General features: G+C 68.6%; 25 protein-coding genes. 13 read left to right on the top strand and 12 right to left on the bottom strand.

The features are described 5' to 3' along the window. The first annotated feature begins 35 nt into the window (after positions 1 to 35). The gene (locus VMT65_RS16410; RefSeq protein WP_326309056.1) at positions 36 to 1076 is read left to right on the top strand and encodes a methionine synthase; all 1041 of its coding nucleotides are present in this window, start codon (positions 36 to 38) and stop codon (positions 1074 to 1076) included. 9 nt (positions 1077 to 1085) lie between these two features. Here the strand turns inward: VMT65_RS16410 and VMT65_RS16405 are convergent, their stop codons facing one another. Then, on the bottom strand, positions 1086 to 1643 hold the full coding sequence (locus VMT65_RS16405) for a TetR/AcrR family transcriptional regulator (RefSeq protein ID WP_326309055.1): 558 nt from the start codon (positions 1641 to 1643) through the stop codon (positions 1086 to 1088). A gap of 120 nt (positions 1644 to 1763) precedes the next feature. Here VMT65_RS16405 and VMT65_RS16400 point away from each other — a divergent pair, with 120 nt between their 5' ends. Continuing rightward, a complete protein-coding gene (locus tag VMT65_RS16400; RefSeq protein WP_326309054.1) occupies positions 1764 to 2609 on the top strand; it encodes an SAM-dependent methyltransferase in 846 nt (281 codons plus the stop codon). A 16-nt stretch (positions 2610 to 2625) separates the two neighbouring features. On the opposite strand, the gene VMT65_RS16395 is transcribed toward VMT65_RS16400, so the two are convergent. The 3 genes from VMT65_RS16395 to VMT65_RS16385 all read right to left on the bottom strand — a co-directional run bounded on the left by VMT65_RS16395 (position 2626) and on the right by VMT65_RS16385 (position 4863). Continuing rightward, complete coding sequence (locus VMT65_RS16395; protein ID WP_326309053.1) at positions 2626 to 3036, bottom strand: hypothetical protein; 411 nt, start codon at positions 3034 to 3036, stop codon at positions 2626 to 2628. Positions 3037 to 3087: 51 nt separating this feature from the next. Next, positions 3088 to 4329 carry an AAA family ATPase gene (locus VMT65_RS16390; RefSeq protein WP_442790232.1) on the bottom strand — a complete coding sequence of 414 codons (1242 nt, stop codon included), beginning with the start codon at positions 4327 to 4329 and terminating at the stop codon, positions 3088 to 3090. Between the two features lie 114 nt (positions 4330 to 4443). Beyond that, entirely contained in the window at positions 4444 to 4863 is a 420-nt protein-coding gene (locus tag VMT65_RS16385) for a PPOX class F420-dependent oxidoreductase (RefSeq protein ID WP_326309051.1), read from the bottom strand. 121 nt (positions 4864 to 4984) lie between these two features. On the opposite strand from VMT65_RS16385, the gene ligA reads away from it, so the two are divergent. After that, positions 4985 to 7063 (top strand): NAD-dependent DNA ligase LigA, encoded by a 2079-nt coding sequence (gene ligA, locus VMT65_RS16380; RefSeq protein ID WP_442790231.1) that lies wholly within the window; start codon positions 4985 to 4987, stop codon positions 7061 to 7063. A 260-nt stretch (positions 7064 to 7323) separates the two neighbouring features. Beyond that, entirely contained in the window at positions 7324 to 7830 is a 507-nt protein-coding gene (locus VMT65_RS16375; RefSeq protein WP_326309050.1) for a GNAT family N-acetyltransferase, read from the top strand. 160 nt (positions 7831 to 7990) lie between these two features. On the opposite strand, the gene VMT65_RS16370 is transcribed toward VMT65_RS16375, so the two are convergent. The 3 genes from VMT65_RS16370 to VMT65_RS16360 form a co-directional block, all read right to left on the bottom strand. Continuing rightward, on the bottom strand, positions 7991 to 8638 hold the full coding sequence (locus tag VMT65_RS16370) for a hypothetical protein (protein ID WP_326309049.1): 648 nt from the start codon (positions 8636 to 8638) through the stop codon (positions 7991 to 7993). Positions 8639 to 8682: 44 nt separating this feature from the next. Continuing rightward, the gene (locus VMT65_RS16365; protein ID WP_326309048.1) at positions 8683 to 9153 is read right to left on the bottom strand and encodes a hypothetical protein; all 471 of its coding nucleotides are present in this window, start codon (positions 9151 to 9153) and stop codon (positions 8683 to 8685) included. A gap of 231 nt (positions 9154 to 9384) precedes the next feature. After that, positions 9385 to 10035: an amino acid-binding protein gene (locus tag VMT65_RS16360; RefSeq protein WP_326309047.1), complete on the bottom strand. Its 651-nt coding sequence runs from the start codon at positions 10033 to 10035 to the stop codon at positions 9385 to 9387. A 243-nt stretch (positions 10036 to 10278) separates the two neighbouring features. Here VMT65_RS16360 and gatC point away from each other — a divergent pair, with 243 nt between their 5' ends. The 3 genes from gatC to VMT65_RS16345 all read left to right on the top strand — a co-directional run bounded on the left by gatC (position 10279) and on the right by VMT65_RS16345 (position 14191). Beyond that, the gene (gene gatC, locus VMT65_RS16355) at positions 10279 to 10578 is read left to right on the top strand and encodes an Asp-tRNA(Asn)/Glu-tRNA(Gln) amidotransferase subunit GatC (RefSeq protein ID WP_033087118.1); all 300 of its coding nucleotides are present in this window, start codon (positions 10279 to 10281) and stop codon (positions 10576 to 10578) included. Next, a complete protein-coding gene (gene gatA, locus VMT65_RS16350) occupies positions 10575 to 12044 on the top strand; it encodes an Asp-tRNA(Asn)/Glu-tRNA(Gln) amidotransferase subunit GatA (protein WP_326309046.1) in 1470 nt (489 codons plus the stop codon). The genes gatC and gatA overlap by 4 nt, the downstream gene beginning before the upstream one ends. Positions 12045 to 12199: 155 nt before the next feature. After that, positions 12200 to 14191 carry an ADP-ribosylglycohydrolase family protein gene (locus VMT65_RS16345; protein WP_326309045.1) on the top strand — a complete coding sequence of 664 codons (1992 nt, stop codon included), beginning with the start codon at positions 12200 to 12202 and terminating at the stop codon, positions 14189 to 14191. On the opposite strand, the gene VMT65_RS16340 is transcribed toward VMT65_RS16345, so the two are convergent. Next, on the bottom strand, positions 14152 to 15621 hold the full coding sequence (locus VMT65_RS16340; RefSeq protein WP_326309044.1) for an alpha/beta-hydrolase family protein: 1470 nt from the start codon (positions 15619 to 15621) through the stop codon (positions 14152 to 14154). The two genes, VMT65_RS16345 and VMT65_RS16340, sit on opposite strands and share 40 nt — an antisense overlap. Beyond that, positions 15618 to 16448, bottom strand: coding sequence for a hypothetical protein (locus VMT65_RS16335; protein WP_326309043.1), 831 nt, complete (start codon positions 16446 to 16448; stop codon positions 15618 to 15620). Before VMT65_RS16335 ends, VMT65_RS16340 begins: the two co-directional genes overlap by 4 nt. Positions 16449 to 16614: 166 nt before the next feature. Here VMT65_RS16335 and VMT65_RS16330 point away from each other — a divergent pair, with 166 nt between their 5' ends. The 3 genes from VMT65_RS16330 to VMT65_RS16320 all read left to right on the top strand — a co-directional run bounded on the left by VMT65_RS16330 (position 16615) and on the right by VMT65_RS16320 (position 20590). After that, positions 16615 to 17817 carry a sensor histidine kinase gene (locus tag VMT65_RS16330; protein ID WP_326309042.1) on the top strand — a complete coding sequence of 401 codons (1203 nt, stop codon included), beginning with the start codon at positions 16615 to 16617 and terminating at the stop codon, positions 17815 to 17817. Positions 17818 to 17948: 131 nt separating this feature from the next. Beyond that, the gene (locus tag VMT65_RS16325) at positions 17949 to 18608 is read left to right on the top strand and encodes a response regulator transcription factor (RefSeq protein ID WP_326309041.1); all 660 of its coding nucleotides are present in this window, start codon (positions 17949 to 17951) and stop codon (positions 18606 to 18608) included. 68 nt (positions 18609 to 18676) lie between these two features. Further along, a complete protein-coding gene (locus tag VMT65_RS16320) occupies positions 18677 to 20590 on the top strand; it encodes a serine/threonine-protein kinase (RefSeq protein ID WP_326309040.1) in 1914 nt (637 codons plus the stop codon). Here VMT65_RS16320 and VMT65_RS16315 read toward each other — a convergent pair. Then, positions 20587 to 20784 (bottom strand): hypothetical protein, encoded by a 198-nt coding sequence (locus VMT65_RS16315; protein ID WP_442790230.1) that lies wholly within the window; start codon positions 20782 to 20784, stop codon positions 20587 to 20589. The genes VMT65_RS16320 and VMT65_RS16315 overlap by 4 nt on opposite strands. Before the next feature lie 372 nt (positions 20785 to 21156). Between VMT65_RS16315 and VMT65_RS16310 the strand changes: the two genes are divergently transcribed. After that, the gene (locus tag VMT65_RS16310) at positions 21157 to 22038 is read left to right on the top strand and encodes a helix-turn-helix domain-containing protein (RefSeq protein WP_326309200.1); all 882 of its coding nucleotides are present in this window, start codon (positions 21157 to 21159) and stop codon (positions 22036 to 22038) included. Beyond that, positions 22035 to 22232, top strand: coding sequence for a DUF397 domain-containing protein (locus tag VMT65_RS16305; protein WP_326309039.1), 198 nt, complete (start codon positions 22035 to 22037; stop codon positions 22230 to 22232). The genes VMT65_RS16310 and VMT65_RS16305 overlap by 4 nt, the downstream gene beginning before the upstream one ends. On the opposite strand, the gene VMT65_RS16300 is transcribed toward VMT65_RS16305, so the two are convergent. Together VMT65_RS16300 and VMT65_RS16295 are read right to left on the bottom strand one after the other, a co-directional pair. After that, positions 22229 to 22441 carry a hypothetical protein gene (locus VMT65_RS16300; protein WP_326309038.1) on the bottom strand — a complete coding sequence of 71 codons (213 nt, stop codon included), beginning with the start codon at positions 22439 to 22441 and terminating at the stop codon, positions 22229 to 22231. The two genes, VMT65_RS16305 and VMT65_RS16300, sit on opposite strands and share 4 nt — an antisense overlap. 44 nt (positions 22442 to 22485) lie before the next feature. Continuing rightward, positions 22486 to 22980, bottom strand: coding sequence for a carboxymuconolactone decarboxylase family protein (locus VMT65_RS16295; protein ID WP_326309037.1), 495 nt, complete (start codon positions 22978 to 22980; stop codon positions 22486 to 22488). 88 nt (positions 22981 to 23068) lie between these two features. Here VMT65_RS16295 and VMT65_RS16290 point away from each other — a divergent pair, with 88 nt between their 5' ends. After that, positions 23069 to 23647, top strand: coding sequence for a CGNR zinc finger domain-containing protein (locus VMT65_RS16290; RefSeq protein ID WP_326309036.1), 579 nt, complete (start codon positions 23069 to 23071; stop codon positions 23645 to 23647). Positions 23648 to 23747: the final 100 nt, after the last annotated feature.

Below are 23747 nucleotides of genomic sequence, written 5' to 3'. Positions count from 1 at the left end.
CGGAACGGCGGGGCGAATGATTCGGAGTGGCTTGCATGGCTGACGAGGTGAACCCGGTGCTGCGCGGCGGGATCGCGACCGGGGTGGGGTCGTGGCCGGGGACCGATGTGCGGGAGGCCGCGGCGACCGTGGTGGGGGAGCTGGGGCGGCTGCCGCATCTGGTCGAGCTGCCCGCTCGGGGCGTGGGCGCGGATATGGTCGGGCGGGTGTCCGGGCTGCTGGTCGATATGCAGTTCGACAGCACCACGCGCGGGTACCGGCTGGCGGCGCGGCCGGGGGCGGTGGCGCGGCGGGCGCACGATCTGCTGCGCGGTGATCTCGATGCACTCGAAGAGGCCTGGGAGACCGGCGGTTTCGCGGGGTCCGAGCATCCGGTGAAGGTGCAGGTGGCCGGGCCACTGTCGGTGGCCGCGGAGGTGGAGTTGCCGGGCGGACATCGGATTCTGACGGATTCCGGTGCGCTGCGCGACCTTTCGGAATCACTGGCTGAGGGTGTGCGCAATCACGTGGCCGAGGTGGGGAAGCGGCTGGGTACACGGGTCGTGCTGCAGGTCGACGAACCGGACCTGACCGCGGTGCTGAACGGCACCCTGAAGGGCGTGAGCGTGCTGAACACCGTGCGCGCCATGCCCGAACCCGAGGCCCTGCATGTGCTGGACACCGTGGTCGGCAGCCAGTCGGTGCCGGTGATCGTGCACACCTGCGCCGATCGCCCCGCCCTCGGCTTCCTGCGCCGCAGCGCCGCGGCCGCCGTCGGCTTCGACATGGCCGCCATCGGCACCTCCGACCTCGACAGCATTGGCGAATTGCTCGACGGCGGAAAGCATCTGGTGCTGGGTCTGGTCCCGACCACCCCGCCCGCCACCCCCGCCACGTGGCGCGATATCGCCGAACCCGGTGTGCGCCTGATCGATCGACTCGGCTTCCCGCGCCGACTCCTCGCCGATCAGATCCTGGTCTCCCCGGCCTGCGGGTTGGCCGGAGCGCCGCTGACCTGGGCTCGTAAGGCCCTGAGCCTGGCCGCCGAGACGGCACGGGCCTATGCGGAGGACCCGGAGTCGCTCAGCTTCGAATGATCTTGCCCGCTAGGGCATTCGGCGCAGGATATCCATCGCGATGGCCACCGACGCGTCGTTGCTCTCCTCATCGGAGAGCTCCAGGTCGCCCATCATCGACAGGCTCCAGCTGATCGCCAGGAGCGCCTGGCGGGCGTGGAAGATCGTGATCGGTTCCCGGCTGGGAGCGGCCATGAGGTCGGCGAGGACTCGGAACTGGTAGCGCAGGCTGGTGCCGAAGCCGAGATCGCGGAACGCGGGCTGGTTTTCGTGCCAGAAGCGGATCATGTCCTTGCCGAGGCTGTGCAGCAGCGCCCCGTAGCGGCGGACGATCTCCTCGGCGCGCTCGCGTCCCGGCGGCGTGGCCTCGGCCCATCGCACGATCTCGTCGATGCCCCCGCGCAGATCCTCCGACAGGCTGGCGACAATGTCTTCCTTGGTCCGGAAATGGTAGTACAGCGCGGCTTTCGTGACGCCCAGCCGTTCGGCGATCTCGCGCAGCGAGGTCTTTTCGTAGCCGCGCTCGGAGAACAGCTCCATCGCGACCGACCGGATTCGTTCCCGCGTATCGCTGCGTCGCCTGTCCATCGAGTCCTTCCACGCCTTTCGAGGTCACTACCTTGACGCCCGGCAAGTAGGGAGCCTACCGTCGACCCCACCGGTAGATACCTAGCCGGGCGGCAAGTTAATTTGCGTGGGGAGCAATTCATGGCCGAAACAGTGAAAGTGCCGGTCGACGGCGTCGCCGTGACCGCGATCGGGGTGGCCGTCATCAGAGCCCGGGAGAGCGAGCGGGAGGATCGGCTCTATGTCGACCCGCAGGCGAAGGAGTTCGTCGAGGCCGCGCGGGCCGGTTTCGCCCCGGACCGCTGGGCGCGCATGGAGGCGCTCGCCGACCAGTTCTACGCGGGCCGGACCATTGGCGTCCGCCTGGTCGACGACCGGTTCCGGCAGGCGATCGAGGCGGGCTGCCGCCAAATCGTGCTGCTCGGAGCCGGTTTGGACACCCGCGCCTACCGCATGGGGCTATCCGAGGACATCCACGTCTTCGAGATCGACCTACCCGAACTCTTCGACTTCAAGGAGCCCGTCCTCGCCGCATCCGGGGCGACCCCGACCTGTCACCGCCACGTCGTCGTCGCCGATCTGCGTGAGGATTGGCGAAAACCCCTACTGGCCAGTGGTTTCCAGCCGAGTGTGCCAACCTGCTGGGTCGACGAGGGGTCGCTCGGCTACCTGAACCAGGACTGGAATCAGCGGGTGGTGCGCACCCTCACCGAACTGTCCGCTCCGGGAAGCCGTTTCGGCGCGGGTCGAATGGTGGTCGACCCCGATGCACCCCAGTACCGAGAGCTGCGCGCCTTCGTCGCCGGGGACTCCGCACCCGCACAGATTCCCACCGAACACACCGCTGATTTCGATGTCGAGCGCTGGCTCGACGAGATCGGCTGGGACACCGAATTCCACAGCTGGAACGACATGACCGCGCACCTGCCCCGCCCGGCGGGAACACTCGATCCGCGCATCGGCACCATCGCCGCGGTCCGTCGCTGAATCCCGAGCCGGAGGGTCAGTAGCCCTGCCCCTTCGGCCGCTTCGACCCGAAGTACGGCCGCACGCCCGGATGGTCGAGCTGCCACTTGTCGGGCTTGCCCGACGGATACCGGACCGGAATCTGATCGCCGATGGCGGGCCACTGGAAGGTGTCCCAGGCGAATCGCCCGTACACCTCGTGCGCCACCACCGACGGCCCGGAGATGCTGCCGCTGATGGTCACGTACTGCTCGCCGGGAGCCTCGGGTCGTGGGCTCACGCCGGTCACGTAGAGGGTCCCGGTCTCCAGCTCCACCGGCGCGGCGTTCCCGAAGGCGCCCAGCCCCGGCCGGGCGCGGAAGCCGCCGCCATTGCCGCGGCGGTAGTACACCAGCGCGGCCGCGAGGGCGGTGCCGATCAGCAGGACGAACATCAGCTGCGTGAGCATGACCTCCATGCTAGGCGGGCCGGTGGTCGAGCACGGTTGGGCAGCCCAGGCTCACTGGGCGGTGAGTTCGGAGACCCCTTCGTGGCGGCGTAGCTGCCAGACCGTGGTGCGCTTGCTCTGCGAACGCCCGTTGCCCCGGTCGATCAGGGTCCGGTTGGCGGTGGTGAACACCAATTGCGCGCCCTGGGTATTGGTTTCGGGGTTCTGGAACAGCTGGATCAGGCTGTCGGCGGTCTCCGGGGTCAGCGCCGCGTCGATATCGTCGACCGCCAGCACGCCGCCGGTGTCGAGGGCGTCCAGCATGGGCGGGAGCAGGCGCAGCATGGCCAGGGTAGCGCTGGACTCGTCGGTGATGTCGAAGGCGGTCTCGATGCCCTCGTGGGTGAGGCCCAGCCCGACACCGCGGCGCGCCACCATGCGCGAGTACAGCGCGTCGCGGGCGGCGTAGAGGTTGGCCAGTTCGCGCTGCAGCAGGGTGACGGTGATGCCGTGTTCGAGGAACATCTCCTCTGCGTAGTTCGCCGAGACGGTGCAGGACTCGATTTCCTTTGTGGTGGCGGCGATATCGGTGTCCAGGTCGCGCAGGTAGTCGGCGTACATCGGATCGTCCGAGGGCAGCAGCAGATCGGTGATGCCGAGATCGGCGGCGCGCAGCAGCGTCAGCAGGCGTACCGCGTGGTCGGTGGAGCGGGAGATGTGCGCGCCCACCCGGTGCGCGATGTCGGACGTATCCGGTTGCCCGCACTGCACTTCCAGCAGCGACTGGAACCAACGGTAGGCGGGCACCAGCGGTTCGGCGTAGAGCTGCCCGGACAGGCTGAGCAGCAAGGCATTCGGCCGCACCAGCGGTACCACCGCCCCCAAACCGTACCGAGCGGCCTCGAACATTGGGCCGATGCGAATATCGTCCCCGGCGCGCTCGAACACCACGCGCTTGCGATTGTGCGGATGCGAGTGCAGCCACTCGGCGGCCACATCGGCATTGTCGAGCCGGAAGCCGTAGGTGTACGGGCAGCCCTCGGCGATGAAGTTCGCGACGAATTCCGAAGGGCGGTCCGCGAATCCGAGATGCGGTGTGCGCACCGGCCCGGAGTACGGGTCCCATCCGGTGACCGAGTTCAAGACCGCGTCGCGCATCTTCTCGAGCGCGTCGATGAGCCCGGTCTTGCCGGTGGCGGCCGCGCCGTACACGGCCGTGACCGGTGTGGCGATCGGCCCGCTACCTCTGGTCAGCCGCAGTTCCTGCGGTTCGGCGAGCGACCGATGGTTCGTCACCTGAAAACTACGCAACACCTTGGACATCCTGCCGGTAGCGGGTCGGAAATGCGACTCACCTTATTCGGACATGACGGCGGGGTTGCGAGGTGGTGGCCGAATGCCGCTGTGCGCCAGCGGGTCAGCCGTCGGTCAGCGGAGTGCGCCGTAAGCGCGGGTGGGGATGAAGCGGACCACCGCGCGGCGGTTGGCGACCATGGCGCGGCGGTAGTCGTCCCAGTCGGGGTGCTCGCCGCTGAGGGCGCGGTAGTAGGTGATGAGTTCCTCGACGGTGGCGTCGTGCGGGTCGGCGGCGACGGAGGAGAGTTCGGTGTCGCCCTCGAGCACGGCGTAGGACCAGAAGTCCCGGCTGGTCACGTGGAGGGCGGCCCAGGGCACGCGGCGCAGATTGTGGTACTTGGCACGGTCGGCGGTGATCGAGATGCGGATGATGCCGTCCGCGCCGACCCAATGCGTGACATTGGACAGCTGCGGACGGGTATCGCGTCGAATGGTGGTGAGCACCGAACCCTGGTGGGAGCGCGCGAAATCGAGTGCCTTGGCGAGGTCCATACGTGGTGGAACCCGGGCGGTCGCGGTGCTGTTCCCGCGGGCGGGAAATCGCCGCATTACACGGCGCGACGTGCGGGAATGTTGATCATCGGTGTCGGTGGGGAGCGATAGAGTGCCTGATGTGAGCGAATCTGGGTTGGAGATCACCGCGGCGAGCGGGGACGAGCGGGTCGAGTGGCAGCGGCTGGCGGAGGAGGTCCGCGACCACCAGTTCCGCTACTACGTGCGGGACGCGCCGATCATTACCGATGGCGAGTTCGACGCGCTGTTCAATCGGCTGGTGGCGCTCGAGGAGGCGCACCCGGATCTACGCACCCCGGATTCCCCGACCCAGGTGGTCGGCGGCGGCTTCACCACCGAGTTCGCGCCGGTGGATCACCTGGAGCGGATGTACTCGCTGGACAACGTCTTCAACGAGGACGAGATGCGGCAGTGGATCGCCAAGGTGGAGGCCGATGCCGGGGCGGACATCCACTATGTGTGCGAGGTGAAGATCGACGGTGTCGCGCTCAACCTGGTGTACGAGGACGGCAAGCTGGTCCGCGGCGCGACCCGTGGTGACGGCCGCACCGGTGAGGACGTCACGCTCAACGCGCGCACCATCGAGGACATCCCGCACGAGCTGACCCACAGCGACGACTTCCCGGTGCCCAAGTTGCTGGAGGTGCGCGGCGAGGCGTTCATGACGCTGGCCGATTTCGAATCGCTCAATGCCGCTATCGTCGCGGAAGGCAAACCGCCGTACGCGAATCCGCGCAATACCGCGGCCGGTTCCCTGCGGCAGAAGGATCCGGCGGTGACGGCGCGGCGGCGGCTGCGCATGATCTGCCACGGGTTCGGTCGGCTGGAGGGGTTCTCGCCGGAATCGCAGTACGAGGCGTATCGCGCGCTGGCCGCGTGGGGGCTGCCGGTGTCGGCGCACACGGTGCGGGTCCAGGGCGCGGACGCGGTGGTCGAGCGCATCAAGTACTGGGGCGAGCACCGCCACGATATCGAGCACGAGATCGACGGCCAGGTCATCAAGGTCGACGAGTTCAGCCTGCAGCGGCGGCTGGGGGCGACCTCGCGCGCACCGCGCTGGGCCATCGCCTACAAGTACCCGCCGGAGGAGGCCACCACCAAGCTGCTCGACATTCAGGTGAATGTCGGTCGCACGGGCCGGGTCACGCCGTTCGCGGTCATGCGTCCGGTCACGGTGGCGGGGTCCACCGTGGCCATGGCGACGCTGCACAATGCCTCGGAGGTACAGCGCAAGGGCGTGCTCATCGGCGACACCGTGACGATTCGCAAGGCCGGTGACGTGATTCCCGAGGTGCTCGGCCCGGTGGTCGACGCGCGGGACGGCTCGGAACGCGCCTTCGTCATGCCGACCCACTGTCCGGAATGCGGGACGGAATTGGCTCCGGCCAAGGAGGGCGACGCCGATATTCGCTGCCCGAACCAGCAGTACTGCCCGGCGCAATTGCGGGAGCGGGTGTTCCACGTGGCCGGGCGCGGCGCGTTCGATATCGAGGCGCTGGGCTACGAGGCCGCCATCGATCTGCTGAAGTCGGGTGCGATCGCCGATGAGGGTGATCTGTTCTCGCTCGACGCGGACAAGCTGCTCACCACCACGCTGTTCACCAATAAGAACGGCACCCTGTCCGCGAATGGCAAACGGCTGCTGGAGAATCTGGAGGCCGCCAAGGACCGTCCGCTCTGGCGGGTACTGGTCGGTTTGTCGATTCGCCACTGCGGTCCCACCGCCGCCCGCGCGCTGGCCACCGCCTTCGGCAGCATGGACCGCATTCGCGAGGCCTCGGCCGAGGAGTTGGCCGCCACCGACGGCGTGGGCCCGACAATTGCCGCCGCGGTGACCGAATGGTTCACCGTGCCTTGGCATCTCGACATTGTCGACAAGTGGGCGGCCGCCGGGGTCCGCATGGAGGACGAGCGCGACGAGTCCATCGAGCGCAATCTCGAGGGCCTGTCCATCGTGGTGACCGGTTCCCTGCAGAACTTCACCCGCGACGGTGCGAAGGAGGCCATCCTCGTCCGCGGCGGCAAGGCGGCCGGATCCGTCTCGAAGAAAACGGCTTTCGTCGTGATCGGCGATTCCCCCGGCTCGAAGGCCGACAAGGCCGAGGAACTGGGCGTCCCGATCCTCGACGAGGAAGGCTTCGTCAAGCTCCTCGAGGGCGGCCCCGAAGCGGTCTCGTGAATCCGTGCGCCGCCAACCGCGTCATTCCGGCGCGCTTTTGGCCGGAATCCACGCCGCGGCAGTGTGGATCCCGGCCTCGAGCATGCGGGGATGACGGGAGTGGATCGGCTCGAGAGACGAGGGCGGCTGTTCGGCTCGTCGGGTCACGGACTTCGCGGCGGTCGGTGTGCTGGTCGTCGGGGCGAGGGGGAGATTGACGGTCGACGGGGGCGGTCGGCGGATCGAGAGTGGTGTGTATGCCTAGTGAGGATGGAGTTGTGATGGGTGCGGATGGGGTTGGTGGCGTGGTGATTCGGGATGCGGAGGTGAAGGATTTCGCGGCGGTGGGGGAGTTGACCGTGGAGGTTTATGTGGGGGAGGGGCATGTGAATCCGCAAAGCCCTTATGTCGCAGAGCTTGCGGACACGGCCACGCGGGCCGAATCCGCCGAGATCTTGGTGGCGGTGCGGGGTGATGAGGTGCTCGGCTCGCTCACCATGGCTCGTCCGGGGACGCCCTACGCGGATATCGCGCGGCCCGGTGAGTTCGAATTCCGCATGCTCGCGGTGTCCAAGCGAGCGCGAGGCCTCGGGATCGGCACCGCGCTGCTCGAAAAGGTCATCGATACCGCCCGCGCCGAAGGCTTCGAGGCGGTCGTCCTCACCACCATGCCCACCATGCAAGACGCCCGCCGCATGTACGACCGCCTCGGCTTCCGCCACGTCCCCGACCGAGACTGGCGCACCTCCACCGGCCTCCCTCTGACAGTGATGCGCCTCCCCCTGTAACGCCTCGCCGAGTGGTACATCCTGGAGGGGATTTGTCCGTTTTCGCCTCCAGGATGTGCCACTCGGCGGATGGCGGGGCGGCGGACCGGCTCGGCCGGTGAGGGCCGAGTCGGCCTACCTCGCGGGCCCGCGGAGGGGGAGCGGGCGTTGGTATTTCGGGTCAGGTGAGGATGCCGTCGATGCAGAGGGCGGGGGTGCGCCAGGTTGGCTCCGGTGGTGGGCCGGAGAATTTCCAGTTCGCGATGGGGTGGGCGGCCTTCCAGAGCAGCTTGCCGCCGGAGACTCGAACCACCTGGTAGACATCGTCGGTGCCGGGGATCAATTGGTTGCCGACGCAGTAGTCGGTGTAGCTGGTGCCGGGTTGCCTTGCGCCGGGGCTGAATTGGCCGACGGGGCTGGCGATCGCGCCGGGGGTCGGCACGGTATCCGGCTGGTTGGTCGGCGCGGTCGCGAACCAGTACGGCATGGCGGCTTCGGTGCCGCAGCGAAAACTCGTGCCGCCCGCCGCGACGGTGTCGCCCGGCGCGTAAGTCTTTCCCGCCCACAGACATCCACTGCTCACCCGCGCCCGGCGGTCCTCCGCCTCGGCGGCGTCGGCGCTCGCGGCGACGGGTACGCCACCGACGGCCAGTGCGGCAATCGCCATTGGGGCGGTGACCATTCGGCCGAGGCGGCGGCCACCGCTGGTCGCTCGGGCGCGGGGTGCGGTAGGCCGATCCCCAACGGCGCGCTCCCGAGAGACGTCGTACTCGGTCAGAGCGACATGGCCCGGTGGGGCGGTCGTGGGTTCGGTTGGGGTGGTGGGCATTTGGGCTCCGCTCGGGTGGACTTGGTCGGCGCTGGGGTGTGGGGTCAGCAGTAGGTGGCGAGGGGGCGGCAGACGGTGTAGGACTTGCCGTCTTCGCTCCAGGAGGGGGACCAGGTGGCGGGGCTGCCCGCGCGGGACTTCAGGGGTTGCGGGGTGGGGTCCGCGGGGGTGCTCGGTGAGCGCGGATGTTGGTTCTGGAGAACGGGGTTCATGTCGGAGTGGTAGTAGCCGAAGGGGTCGTTGGCGTGCACGCCGGTGGGGTCGTCGCCGTGGGTGATGATGCCGGTGCCGGACCTGCCGGTGGGTCCGCCGCTGCCGGAAGCGCGCTCGCCGGTGAGGCCGCGGCCGGAGAGCGTTCCCGACGGGCTGGAGGAGGTGGACGAATCGGTACCGCGCGACAGGGATTCCGCGGTGGCGGGCCCGGCGGCGAGAACGGTGGCGGCCGCGCCCGCGAGCGGGGCCAGCAGTAGACCCAGCCGTCGGATGGTCGGGCGTGATCGATGGGCTTGCTGCATGGCTTCATTGCCTCTCTGCGTGCCGGTTCAGGTCACGTCGGTGACTTGCCTACTGGGTATGACCGTAGATGTTCTACGTAGTTGAATAGTAGGTAAAGCCTGTGAATCTACTGAGTTCGACCGTAGGTGGGCTGCGGTGCCCGGACCGCAAGACAACGCCCCCGTCGGAACTTCCGACAGGGGCGTGAAGTGTTGTGTAGCAGAGTTGTTCAGCCCGGCATGGGCGGTGATTCAGCCCAGCACGGTGGCGATGATCCCGGCCAGATAGCCGAGCCGCGCGACCTCCGACGGCCGGAAATCCGGTCCGCCCGGTCGACCCAGCAGCAAAACCTTGCCACTGTTGCCCAGCGGCGCGGCCGCCAGCTTGGTGTCCATGTCCTTCCACAGCTGCGGCACCCAGTCGCCCTCGCCGTCGAGCACGGCGGGCTTTTCGAGGGGCATCCACGGCGCGGAACCCGCCTGGGTCGAGGGCGCGCTCTGCGAACCCACCACCCGGTAGGCGCCCTGCGGACCCATGTCGATGACGGTCGACCAACCCACCCGCAGCACCCGGGGCGCACCGTCGACCAGTACCTGCAGCCGATCGTCGCGCGCATTGGCGACTTGATCGATCAGCTCGAGTTCGCGGTGCGTATCCAGAATTCCGGAGTACGGCCGCAGCGAATCGACCTGCACGTCGTGCAGGGATTCGGCCGCGGTGATGAGGGTGTCGGGCAGTGCGCCCGCGGGCACCTCCACGACGATGTCGTCGATCGCGAAGCCGTCGCCGCGCTCCACGACATCCAGCGAGAGAATGTCCGCGCCGACGGAACCCAATGCGAGGGCGAGAGATCCGAGACTTCCCGGGCGATCCGGAAGTTGCACGCGAAGCAGGTAGGACACGTGCCTTCCTTTCTTTCCTTTGCCACCGAAACTTTCGGACGGGTACCCGAGTCCCGCAATACTTACACCCTCGAGAGCTGGTTACCGAATCGAAGGTTTGGTGTGAGGCGGGCCACTTACCCATCGGTTACACATTGATGTTGCCAGGTCTCGCGCACACCTGCGACCGGTGGCCGGAACAGACCCACTAGGCTGTGGGATGGCCAATCACCAAGCTCGAACCATGCCGAAAGGGGTCCCGCGGTGCCCGCCATCTCCAGGGACGAGGTCGCTCACCTCGCCCGGCTGTCCCGGCTCGCTTTGACGGACGACGAACTCGATCTGTACGCCGGTCAGCTGGATTCCATCCTGACCCACGTCGCACAGATCTCGCAGGTCGCCGCCGCCGACGTGCCCGCCACCGCATCCCCGAATCCGGAGACCAATGTCACCCGCCCGGACGTGGAACAGCCCTGCCTGACCCCGGAGCAGGCACTCGCCATGGCTCCGGCGGTCGAAGAGCAGCGGTTCATGGTTCCGCAGATTCTGGGAGAGGGCGAATGACCGACCTGACGAAGTTGTCCGCGGCGGATCTCGCGGACAAGATCCACTCGCGTGAGGTGTCCGCGGTCGAGGTGACCGAGGCGCACATTCAGCGCATCGCCGAGGTCGACGGGGAGATCAACGCCTTCCTGCACGTGGCCGGCGAGCAGGCGCTCGTCACCGCCGCCGAGATCGACCGGCAGGTCGCGGGCGGCACCGTCGCCTCGCCGCTGGCCGGTGTTCCCTTGGCGCTCAAGGACGTTTTCACCACCACCGACATGCCGACCACCTGCGGGTCGAAGATGCTCGAGGGGTGGGTGTCGCCCTATGACGCGACGCTGACCACCAAGCTGCGCGCCGCGGGCATCCCGATTCTCGGCAAGACGAACATGGACGAGTTCGCCATGGGTTCCTCGACCGAGAACTCCGCGTACGGTCCTACTCGCAATCCTTGGGATACCGACCGGATTCCAGGTGGTTCGGGTGGTGGCTCGGCCGCCGCGCTCGCCTCCTACCAGGCTCCGCTGGCGATCGGCACCGACACCGGCGGCTCGATTCGCCAGCCCGCCGCGGTCACCGCGACGGTCGGCACCAAGCCGACCTACGGCACCGTGTCCCGCTACGGCCTGGTCGCCTGCGCGTCCTCGCTGGATCAGGGCGGCCCGTGCGGTCGCACCGTGCTGGACACCGCGCTGCTGCACGAGGTCATCGCGGGCTACGACCCGAAGGACTCGACCTCCCGCAATGTGCCGGTACCGCCGGTGGTCGCCGCCGCCCGCGAGGGCGCGAAGGGTGATCTGAAGGGCGTGAAAGTCGGTGTGGTGAAGGAACTTCACTCCGACTCCTACCAGCCGGGCGTCATCTCCTCCTTCGACGCAGCGGTCGCGCAGCTCAAGGATCTGGGCGCGGAGGTGATCGAGGTGTCGTGTCCGCACTTCGAGTACGCGCTGCCCGCCTACTACCTGATCCTGCCGTCCGAGGTGTCCTCGAACCTCGCGCGCTTCGACGCCATGCGCTACGGCCTGCGCGTCGGCGACGACGGCACGCACTCCGCCGAGCAGGTCATGTCCATGACCCGTGAGGCCGGGCTGGGTCCGGAGGTCAAGCGCCGCATCATGATCGGCACCTACGCGCTGTCGGCGGGTTACTACGACGCCTACTACGGTCAGGCCAACAAGGTCCGCACCCTGATCGCGCAGGACTTCGACAAGGCCTACGAGACCGTCGACGTGCTGGTCTCGCCGACCAGTCCGTTCACCCCGTGGAAGCTGGGCGAGAAGGTCAACGACCCGCTGGCCATGTACCTGTCGGACCTGTGCACCCTGCCCACCAACCTGGCCGGGCACTGCGCCATGTCGGTTCCGTCGGGCCTGAGCGCCGACGACGGCATGCCGGTCGGTCTCCAGATCATGGCCCCGGCCCTGGCCGACGACCGCCTGTACCGCGTGGGCGCGGCCTACGAGGCGGCCCGCGGCCCGATCGCCTGATCGAGCGCTTCCCGCAAGCGAATTCGGCCCCTGCCGGTGCATCCGGTGGGGGCCGACCCGTCACCCCGCTCGGGCGATTCGGCAATGCCTGCGGCGTGTCGGTCCAGACCGGTAGGCTGGCTCTGGTCCGGCATGTGTGAAGGGTGCTGCAGGGGATGTTGCGACGCGGCGAGGTCTTCGCTGGCTACGTGATCGAGCGCGAAGTGGGCCGCGGGGGAATGGGATCGGTGTACGCTGCTCGCCACCCGCGCCTGCCCCGGCTGATCGCGCTCAAACTGCTGCACCGGGAGATGTTCGGGGAGAACGAGACCCGCAAGCGATTCGAGCGGGAAGCCGATGTCATCGCCCAGCTCGACCACCCCAACATCATTACCGTCTACGACCGTGGCGATGAGGACGAACAGCTGTGGATCGCCATGCAGTACGTGGACGGCGTGGACTGCGCGACCATCGACCCCTATGACCTGACACCGGACCGGGCGGTCGCGATTGTGGTGCAGACCGCGGCCGCACTGGATTACGCGCACGAGCGCGGCGTGCTGCATCGGGATGTGAAGCCCGCCAATATCCTGCTGTCGCGCTCGGGCGGGATCGGGACCGGATTCACCGAGCGGGCGCTGTTGAGCGACTTCGGGATCGCGCGGGTGCTCGACGACACCGCGCATCTGACCCGCACCGGCATGCTGAACGCCACCCTGGCCTATGCCTCGCCCGAGCAGTTGACCTCCGCGCCCATGGGGCCGCGCTCGGATCAATACTCGCTGGCCTGCACGCTGTTTCGGCTGCTCACCGGGCGCGGGCCGTTCGACGCGCCGAATATCGCGACGGTCATGCTCGGGCATCTGCAGTCGCCGCCGCCGGACGCCAGCTACTACCGGCCCGACCTGCCACGGGAATTGGACGTCGTGCTGCACAAGGCGCTGGCGAAGGATCCGCGGGATCGCTACGAGACCTGTTTCGAATTCGCGCAGACCGCGTGGGAGACCGTGGCCGAACCGGTCTCGCTGGTGCGGCGGCCGCGCACGACCGCGGCGGCGTGGGTGCCGCGCGCGGAGGCGGTGCTCGGCTGCCTGTTCGGCGGCGCGGTCGGGGACGCGCTGGGAGCGCCGATCGAGACCATGCTGCTGCCGAACATCCAGCAGCGCTACGGGGTTCAGGGCGTCACGGGGGAGGGGAGCGGGTTCAAGGGGCGGATCTCCGATGAGACGCAGCTGGCGCTGTTCACCATGGAGGCGCTGATCCGGGGTGCGCGCAGCCGGGAACCGGGAACCACGGCCACGGTCGGCCTGATTCAGGAGAACCTGCTGGTGTGGCTGCGCGGGCAGGGGCAGGGTGCGCTGCCGGAGCAGCCGGTGCCCTTGCAGAGCGGGTTGACCGGATATCCGGAGCTGATGACCAATCGGGGGCCGACGCAGACCACCATCTCGGCCATGCGGCGGGTGGCGGCGCGGCAGCGGCCCGAGGTGCCGCTGGGTACGCGCGAGCATCCGATCAATGACTCCAAGGGGTGCGCCGCGGTGGTGCGGTCCGCGCCGTGCGGGCTCATGTCGTCCATGGATCACGCGTTCGAATTGGCCTGTGACGCCGCGGCGCTCACCCACGGCAATCCCAGTGGCTGGCTGCCCGCGGGGACGCTCGCGGCGACGATCTTCGGGCTGTGCCGGGGGTTGGATGTGCGGACGGCGCTGGAACAGGCTCGGGCGCAACTGGTTCGGCACCGCGACCACGAGGAGACCGCGCAGGCGCTGGACGCGGCCGTGCGGCTGGCGGACACGGTGGCGTTTCGCGGACGGCCGATGCCGGTGCCCGGGGTGCTGGAACGGCTCGGATCCGGGGTCATCGGGTCCGAGGCGATGGCGCTGGGTGTCTGCGCGGCGGTGTGCGCCGAGAATATCGGCGGCACACCGGAACAGATCTTCCGCAATGGGGTGCTGCTGTCGGTCAATCACTCCGGTGACAGCGATTCGACCGGTGCGATCTGCGGTGCGCTGCTCGGTACGCGGCTCGGCGTGAACGCGATTCCGCAGCCGTGGCGCGCCCGGCTCGACGCGGCGGCCGCCATCGAACGGCTGGCCGCCGACTTCGCTCGGGAATTCCGGGCGGCGGCTCAGCAGCCCGGTAGCACCGTGCCCTGGTCGGTGCCGTAGCGGTGACCGTGGCCGGACGGGGCGTCGAGTGCGCCCAGCAGGTCGGCGGTGGTCTGTAGGAAGCTGACCACCGGAATCCACGGCGGGACGGGGGCATCCGGGCGGGTGCCGGTGAGATCGGGTGCGCGCCAGAGCAGCGACGGCGACCACCGGACCACGGGATCGGAGGCATTGGCCAGGATCGCCGCGCGGCCGTGATGGACATCGCCCGCCGGTGGCCCCGCCCAGAGCGCGCCGCAGGTGCGGCTGTCCTCGTCGGCGTCGTCGGTGAAGACCGAGCTGCCGCCGAGCGCGCCGAGACTCTGACCGTAGATGTACAGCTTCGGCGGGTCGGGCAAGGCCGAAATCCGTTGCTCCACCGCCCGGAACAGCGCCCGCGCGGATTCCTCGGCGGCGCTGCGGCCGAAGACGAAGGTGACCCAGCTGGGTGCGTCCGAATACTGCAGACCCACCAGGGCCACATCCCCGCCGAACCGCGCGTCCAGGCCTTTCGCGGCATCGCTGTCGATCCAGCCCGATCCGGTGGGGACCGCCACCACCAGATTCCGTCGCTGGAATCCGCCGGTGCGCTCCAATTCCCGAATGGCCAGCGCCACCCGGGCGTCCAGATCGGGCGCGGAGTTCAGCCCGACATAGACCCGGACCGCCCGTCCGGAGGTCCCGGCCACGAACTTGCGGCCCTGGGCACCCAGGGACGGCCAACTCGCCATCGACACCGGACTCCCCGACCGGGTCGGCGAATCCGGTTGCACCAACGCCGGATCCACGTACGAGTTCGCCGCGGCGTAGGCACGCTGCCGCCACTCCACGATCGAGGGCACGATCACCAGCTGCCCGGCCACCAGCACGGCGACCCCGGCGGCCACACTGCGCGCCCGCCCCAATCTCCGTACCGCCCACCGCACTCCGCGGGCCAGGCCGACGAATACGCCGACCAGCGGCACGGTCCACAGCAGCCATTCGACCCAGTACCGCGGACCGATCCCGCCGACGCCCATGGCGGTTCGCAATTCGTTCTGCCAGTGCTCGGCATAGCCCATGGCGACGCCGACGAGCAGTATCGAGACGACCAGGGCCGCGGTCCGGCCGTGCGGTACGCGCGCGATCCCGAATCGAGTCCAGCGCAACAGCATTCGAACGACCGCGGCCAGAGTCAGGGCGATCAGCACCACGAGCGCGGTCAGGATCCCCTGCGCCGAGGGCGTCCGCGGCAACAGTCCGGGCGCGAGCGACACGATTATCCCTCCCGCCACGGCAATGCTGGTTCCGGCACTCGGGACGCGAAACCGAGCCCACCCGAACCGAATTCGCGAGCCGCGCTCATCGCGGTGCGGCTTCGCGTGTTTCAGGGCATCCGTTGTCGCGGTCTCCAGGCCGTCGGAACCCGAGGCTGTGACCTGAGCACTGGTCGGCGGGGCGGTGAGGGTCATAGCGCCACCGCCTCGGTAGCGGGCCGCGGAAAGCCGACCCCGGTGTGTGTCGTCGCCCGGCGTGCGCGAGTCCGGCGCACGAGAACGGTTGTCGCGATCCCCAATCCGGCTGCCAGTCCGATGCCCGACAGAGTGAGGGTGGCGGGGGACGGTGTGTGGCCGGTGCGCTCGAAGAACGGTTCGTAGATCGGGTCGCCGTAATCCTGGCGAATCGAGTTCAGGTCGACCGCGGTGGTCGCGATGTCGGCCATGACCTGGCACTGGGTGCGGGAGAGCGGGTTCTCTCGGACGTCGCAGGCGGCGTGCATGCGGCGTTCGAGGGCGGCGTCCACGGTTTGGCGGGCCCAGGGGCCGAGGGGCTGACCGTGGGCGGCGGCGTAGCGGAGCAGGTCGTAGCCGAGGTCATGGGATTTGCAGGCCAGGTCGAACTCGGCGGGCAGGGGGACGGGGGAGGAACAGTCACCGCCGGGGTTGAGCAGCATGCCCGCCTCGACCACCGGCCGGTAACCGGCCGTGGTGACGAAGTCCTCGGGAATCGCGGCCGGGTCCGGCTGTGCCGCAACCGATTCCAGGATTCCGATGCGGGCGGCGGTGTTCTCCGGGGCCGTCGGTCCGGTGATCGCCGCGCTCGCGGTGGGCGCGAAGGCGACACCGGCCGAGCACGCCACGGTCGCGGCCGCCGCGAGCAGGCCGATGCGGCGCGGTCCGTGCCACCGCGTGGCGCGACGCGGCCGAGGGTGACCGTCGACGGCTTGGTCGAGACGGTGGTCGGCGGCGGGCGGGGCGGAACGGGGCGAAATCCTGGTGGAAGTCGGGTGCGCTCTCATGGGAACGACGCTAGGAATCGGGGTTCTACCTGGGCGTCGGTCTGTGGGGCGGTTCCGGGATGGGCGGGTTGGGGGAGAGGCGGGGCGATGTCGTACCGGGGTAGGGGGTACCGGATCAATCGGGGGTATGAGGTGTTCGGGGCGCGCGTTCTCTACCGTCGAAGGCATGACCGGAAAGTTGTCTGGGCAGGCCCGTGCCCTGCGGGCGCGACAGTGGGTCGACGCGTTCACGGTGTTGCTCGCGATCATCTTCATCGCGGTGGCGTGGCCGACACTGCATCTCACCCACAAGGTGCCGGCGGCGGCCGCGCCTTTCATCGCGGGTTTCGCGGCGTTCCCGATCCTCCTACTACGCGTGAATCCGCTCCTCGGATGGGCGGTTTCGGCCGGGTCGGCGCTGCTGATCGCGCTGGCGGTGCCGCATCAGCCGGGCAACGCCATCCCCTTCCAGGTGATCCATATCCTGGCGTTGTTCGCGCTGGTCTTCGCGGTGGCGGTGCGCGCACCCATTCGGATGGTGGCCGTGGTGTGGGTCGCCACCTCACTGCTGTTCGCCACCACCATGGCCCAGACCGGGGACAGCTTCGCCGAAGCCGGCTTCGGGTGGCCGCTGGCCATTACCGGCCTGGTGGTGTTCGGCCTGCTCATTCGATGGGTGGCGGTCTCCCGGCAGGCCCTGCTGAAGTCGGAGGAGGAGACCGAGCTGGAGCGGGCGCGCCGCGCCATTCTCGAGGAGAAGGCCCGCATCGCCCGCGACCTGCACGATGTGGTGGCCCACCACATGTCCATGGTGGTGGTCCAGGCGCAGACCGCGCCCTACCGGATCAGCGGCCTGTCCCCGGACGCGCGCGCCGAATTCGAGTCCATCGGCACCGGAGCCCGGGCGGCCCTGAACGAGATCCGCGGCATGCTCGGTGTGCTGCGCAGCGACGGCCAACTACCCGAACACGCGCCGCAGCCCTCGGCCGCCGATGTGCCGAATCTGCTCGAGGGCGCGCAGCGCGCGGGCGTGCCGATCACCTGGACCGTGGACGGCCAGCTCGACACCGTGCCGGACACGACGGGTCTCGCGCTGTATCGAATCGTGCAGGAGTCCTTGGCGAATGCCTCGCGGCACGCGCCGGGGGCGGCGGTCCGGGTACGCATCGCGTGCGGGGCCGACCTCACCCTCGAGGTGAGCAACGACCGCTCGATCGCGGCACGGCCGGGGGAGCACTCGGGCACCTCCGGCAGCGGCATCGCCGGAATGCAGACCCGCGCGGCCGCGGTCGGCGGCGTGCTCACCGCCGAACCGCGCCCGGACGGCGGGTTCACGGTCCATGCCCGGCTGCCCCTGGCGATGCTGATCCCGGTGACCTCGGATCGCTGACCCGCGCGGAGCGGGAAGTACTGATCTGTGTGGGGTGGGAGTCATTGAATCGCGGCGGGTGCGAAGTTGCTGTCGCGGAAGCCGACCCGTCCGTGACATGGCAAACTCGGGTGCGTGCGTGAGGTGGGACTGTGGGGATAACGGTGTTGATCGCCGACGACCAGGCGATGGTGCGGGCGGGGTTCGGGGCGTTGTTGGCCGCGCAGCCCGATATCAGCGTGGTCGGGGACGCGGCGGACGGGAAAGCCGCTGTGGCCGAGGCGAAACGGCTGCGCCCGGATGTGGTGCTGATGGATGTCCGCATGCCGGAGATGAACGGGCTCGACGCGGCCCGCGCGATTCTGTCGGCCGGATTCGAGCCGCCGGTGCGGGTGCTGATGCTCACCACCTTCGATATCGACGACTACGTGTACGAGGCGCTCGGCATCGGGGCCAGCGGATTCCTGCTCAAGGACGCTCCCGCCGAGGAACTGGTGCGCGCGGTCCGGGTGGTGGCGGCCGGTGACGCGCTGCTCGCGCCCACCGTGACGCGCCGCCTCATCGCCGATGTGACCCGCCGCCGCGCCCGGCGCGCACCCGCGCCGCAGCTGGAGGTGCTCACCCCGCGCGAGCGCGAGGTGCTGGAGCTGGTGGCGCGCGGCATGTCCAATGCCGAGATCGCCGAAAGTCTTTTTGTCGCCGAACAAACGGTGAAGACGCACGTGTCGAAGGTTTTCACCAAGCTGAATCTGCGCGATCGCGCGCAGGCGGTGGTGCTCGCCTACGAATCCGGCCTGGTGACCCCCGGCTGACCTGCCAGAATGGCATTTCGGCGGGTAGGCTCACGGACTTGTACGTCACCGGAAGGGGGTCGTAGGCAGTGCTGAACAGCGGTGACGTGTTCGCCGGGTTCACCATCGAACGGCTGCTCGGGCAGGGCGGGATGGGCTCGGTCTATCTGGCCCGGCATCCGCGCCTGGGCAAGTTGACGGCACTGAAGCTGTTGAATCGGGAACTGTACGCGGACAGGGAGATCCGCGCCCGGTTCGAGCGCGAGGCGGATCTGGTGGCGCGGCTGGACCATCCCAATATCGTCGAGGTGTACGACCGCGGCACCGAGGACGAGATGCTGTGGATCTCCATGCAATACGTGGACGGGGTCGATGCCGCCAGCGTGAATGTCGCCACGCTGCCGCCGGAGCGGGCCGTGCAGGTGATCGAGGGCGTCGCCAGCGCACTGGATTACGCGCACGGCATGGGGGTGCTGCACCGAGATGTGAAGCCCGCCAATATTATTCTGGCCCGCGCCGTCGCCGGTCACGGTGAGCGCGTCTTCCTCACCGACTTCGGCATCGCCCGCCTGCGCGAGGACTCGACCCACCTCACCCAGGCGGGCATGTTCACCGCGACCCTGGCCTACGCCTCCCCAGAACAGATGACGGGCGCCCACCTCGACCCCACGACCGACCAGTACTCCCTGGCCTGCGCCCTCTACTGGCTCCTCATCGGCGCGGGCCCCTTCGACTCGCCCCACCCCGCCGAACTCATCCGCGGCCACCTCCAACTCCTCCCGCCCCCGGTCAGCCTCCGCCGCCCCGGCCTGTCTCCGGCCATGGACGCCGTCCTCACCAAGGCCATGGCCAAACGCGCCCAGGACCGCTTCCCCACCTGCACCGCCTTCGCCAAGGCCGCCCGCCAGGCCCTCTCGGGCCCCCCGGCCCAACACCCCGCCCTCCAACAGCTCCGCCCCCAATACCCGAATCCCCCAGCCCCCCAACCGAATTACCCCGCCCAGCCCTACCCGGCCCCCGCCTATCCCGCCCCGCCTCAGGGCTACCCGCCCACCGCGGTACCGCCCTCTCCTTACCCCGTGCCCCCGCAGCAGGTACCGCAGCAACAGGTACCGCCCCAGCAGCAGGTCCCTCCGCAACAACCGGTGCTCCCGCAACAACAGGTGCCACCGCCGAATTACCCCGCGCCGCAATCTCAGTCCGGAGCGCCGAACCCCCAGCCGCCCGCGAATTGGGCACCGCCGCAGCCGGTACCGGATGCCGAACGCGTGGGCTCGGGGCCGACCGTTCGCCCCTATCCACCCGCCGCACCGGAGCCCGCCCCGCCGAGTGCCCCTGCGCCACAACCGCAGCCCGCGCCGCCGACCGCGCAGTCGCCCGGACCGTCATCGGACGACCCGTGGCAGCGCCCGACCGATATCGTTCCGCAGCCGGTGGTATCGCCAGAGACGGTGGAGGATTCGCATACCGATCGGCATGAATCGCCCGATTCGCCAGGGATTCCGGAGCTGATCGCCGAGCCGGGCATCGCGTTGTCGCAGCCGGTCGGTGTCGCGGTGGGGCCCGGCGGTGCGCCGTCGGGGTCGGTATCGCCTGCCGCCGAGGCGGTGTCGGGGGTGGGCGTCGGGTCGCCCGCTGCCGGGCCGGGTCTCGACGAGCAGGGTGATGCGGAGATCGCGGACGTTGCTGTTTCCGAGGGGATTTCGGGCCTCGACGATGCCGTGGCGGCTTCGAATCACGGGTCGACCGCCTCGAACACGTCGGCGGGGGTGCCGGTGGCAACCGCCGGTGCGGACTCCGGGTACGGGGTTTACGGTCACGCTCCGCAAGGGCCGGTTTATGGTGCGCCGCCTGGGCCGTCCGGGCCGAATACGGTGCGGCCGGGGCTGATTCCCACGTCGCAGCGGGCGGAGGCGTCGCAGGTGACCGTGTTCGTGGTGTTGGGGTTGGCGGTGGTGGTGTTGGTTTTGCTGGTGGTGGTCGCGGTGGTGGTGGCGGGCTAGGAGCAGGGGTGTTGGGTGGCGCGGTGGTCGAGGACCATTTGGCCTTTTTCCACGAGGATTTGGCGGGCGCGGCGGCGCACCAAGCAGTTGTCCACGGTGCAGAACTTGTGAATCTGCATGGCTTGATGGGCCTGGGGGAGGGCCAGGTCGCCGGGGTCCATCGTGCAGTCGAACAGATACATCATGGTGTCCACCGGGGGCAGCGCAGGGGCCGAACAGTTCGCGGTCCGGCGCTGGTGCTCGGCATGCGGCGCAGACGCGCCGGGCCGTTCTCAGCCTAGCGAGATTCCCTGCGCGCCACGCCGGTATCGCCTGCGATATCGCACCGGGTCAGGAATTTTCTCGGATGAGAGTGGAGGTGCGCCCGGCTCGGGGACGAGTGGGTCCAGAGATATCAGGGCTCCGGTTCTCACCGGGCGCGACTCCCAGTCCAGCACCGTTTCGGCGAACCGACAATCCACGCCCCCGCCCGGTGGGAAACTTTCCGAAAGCTCCAGGTCAGCATTCATATCGCGTGGGAGCATCATTCGCAGTGACCGAAAACCGCCTTCGTGGGGGAGGATTCGATGTCCGAGCATGGTTCCACTTTGCCGCGGCGTCAGCTGGGGCGATACCTGCGGGAAGGTCGGATGCAGTGCAATATGACGATCGCCGAGGCAGCGGCGCTGATGGAGTGGAGCGAGTCCAAGCTGCAAAGACTCGAAACCGGTAACGCGGAGAAGATTCGGGTCCTCGACGTGCGGGAGCTGTGCCGCATCTACGACTTCGACGACGAGTTCAGTTCCGCGCTGACCGGTCTCGCGCAACAGGCCAGCGTCAAGTCCTGGTGGCACGAATACGACGATCTGATTCCCGAGGGTTTCAATGTGTATGTGGGCCTGGAGGCTTCGGCCCGCGCCCTCATTTCCTACCAGCCCGAGATCATTCCGGGCCTGTTCCAGACCGCCGACTACGCGCGGGTCCTGATCCATGATTACTGGCCGGATGCTGCAAGTGACCAGTTGGACCGCCGGGTGCAGCTGAAGCTGCGTCGTCAAAGCCTCTTGACGCGCAAGCGTTCTCCCGCCTCCTTCGACGTCGTGGTGCACGAAACCGCATTACGTCGCGTTGTCGGCACTCCGCGCGTGATGGCCGCGCAACTGCGGCGCGTGGCGGATCTGTCGACACTCCCGTCGATCGCTGTTCGTGTACTACCCTTCTCGGCGGGCGTGCCGATCGGTCACACCGTCGGCCCGTTCGTGATCCTGGAATTCGGCCGGGACGCGGGCAACCGCCCCGTCGAACCCACGGTCGTCTACCTGGAGAATTTTCTCGGCGACCTCTACCTGGAGAAGCAGGCCGCGGTCGACCGGTACCGCGAGGCATACCAAGCGATCCAGTGCGCCGCGCTGGACGAGACGACCAGCAGGGATTTCCTGCGCAGGGTAGCGAAGGAGTACGCGACGTGACCGTCGATCCCGGCGTGCGGTGGTTCAAGAGCGCCCGGAGCACCGGTGCCAAGGAATGCGTGGAAATCGCCTTCCTATCCACCGGTGTCGGAGTCCGCGACAGTAAGAACCCCACCGGTCCGGCGCTGGTCTTCGCACCCGCCGACTGGGATCGTTTCACCACCGCCCTGGCTGCCGGGCGGTTCGACCACTAGACACGGGCGGCCCGCACCGAGTTCAGGGTGAGCGCGGCCGCGTTCCAGATGGCGTACAGGCTCACCGAGTAGGGCACCCAGGTCGGGTGGCGCAGGGCGATCAGGACGATGGTGGCCAGGGCCAGCGCCACCGCGCGGACGACGATGCCGTTGCGCAGCAGGCTGTTCAGGATGGCGGCGGGGGTGGGGGCGGTTTCGACGGTGTTCATGATGTCCGACCTTCTTCGTGATATGAGCGGGTGCCGGGGATGGATCAGGCGGCGGGCCAGTCGTTTTCGGTCTCGCCGACCTTGTTGACGTAGTTGGTGAGGGTCTGCAGGGCGACCAGGGCGACGATCTCGAGCACCTGCTCCTGGGTCCACCCGGCGGCAAGTGCCGCGGCCGGATCGGCCTTGCCGCGCGATTCGGTCAATTCACGCGCGAACGCAACGGCCGCGGCCTCTTTCGCATCGGCGGAGCTGCCCTGCTTGGCCGCCTCCACCTCGGCATCGCTGAGCTTGGCGACCCGCTTGCCGGTGAAGGTGTGCGCGGCGACGCAGTATGCGCAGTCATTGGCCGCGCCGACCGTGAGCGCGATCCGCTCGGAGGTCGCGGCGGGCAGCGTGCCCCTCTTCAGCGCGCCGGACAGCCCGAGGTAACCCTCCAGTACCACGGGCGCGTTCGCCATCACCTTGGTCATGTTCGGCACGCGGCCCATGCGCTTGCGGACCTCGTCCAACAGGGGTGCGTTCTCGACGGGAGTGATCATGTCGGGCCTCATCTTTCTAACGGAAGATCTTGTGTTCACACGTTAGAACATAATGGACCAACAGCGCAATACCCGTTAGAATGGGGGCATGGTCGATCCCTTGGCACTCCGTTTGGCGAACACCATCCGCGCCACCAGCCGTGGTCTGACGGATGCGTTCGGCACCCCCGAATCCACGCGGGACTGGCTGATCGCGAATGCCGAAAACCTCGGCGACTACCTGGATTTGGAGGGCTACTTGCCCAGTGAGGCGGACCGCACCGCCCTGGTCGAGCTGCGTCGGAACGTGCGCGCGCTGTTCGCGGAATACGTTGCGCCCCAACCGCCCAGCTCCGCCGACGCCGCGGTACTGCCCGCCTTCCCCGACGCGCTGGCCGCCATCAACCGCGCCGCCGCCCCCGCCCTGCGGTTACTGGACTGGGACGCCACCGGCCCCCACCCCGAACACCGTCTCCTCACCGCCAGCGATGTCGACACCGTCATGGCGGGCCTGTCCGACGCCACCATCGCCTTCTTCACCAGCCCCGAGGCAGCCCAAATCCGCACCTGCCCCGCCCCCCGCTGCGTCCGCTACTTCCTGAAATCCCACCCCCGCCAGGAATGGTGCTCGGTCGCCTGCGGTAATCGCGCCCGCGCCGCCCGCCACTACGCCCAACATCGCGACTGAGCCCAGCGCCGAGACCGACGGGCATCGGCATCGAGGATGATCTCCCGTCATCCTCGAGCGCGGAAAGCCACCGCGGCAGAGCCGACTTCAGGTCGATGTG

Source organism: Nocardia sp. CDC153, assembly GCF_035818515.1.
GTDB lineage: Bacteria > Actinomycetota > Actinomycetes > Mycobacteriales > Mycobacteriaceae > Nocardia.
Note: the sequence above shows the minus strand (reverse complement) of the source record. Positions and strands in the feature narration are given on the sequence as shown.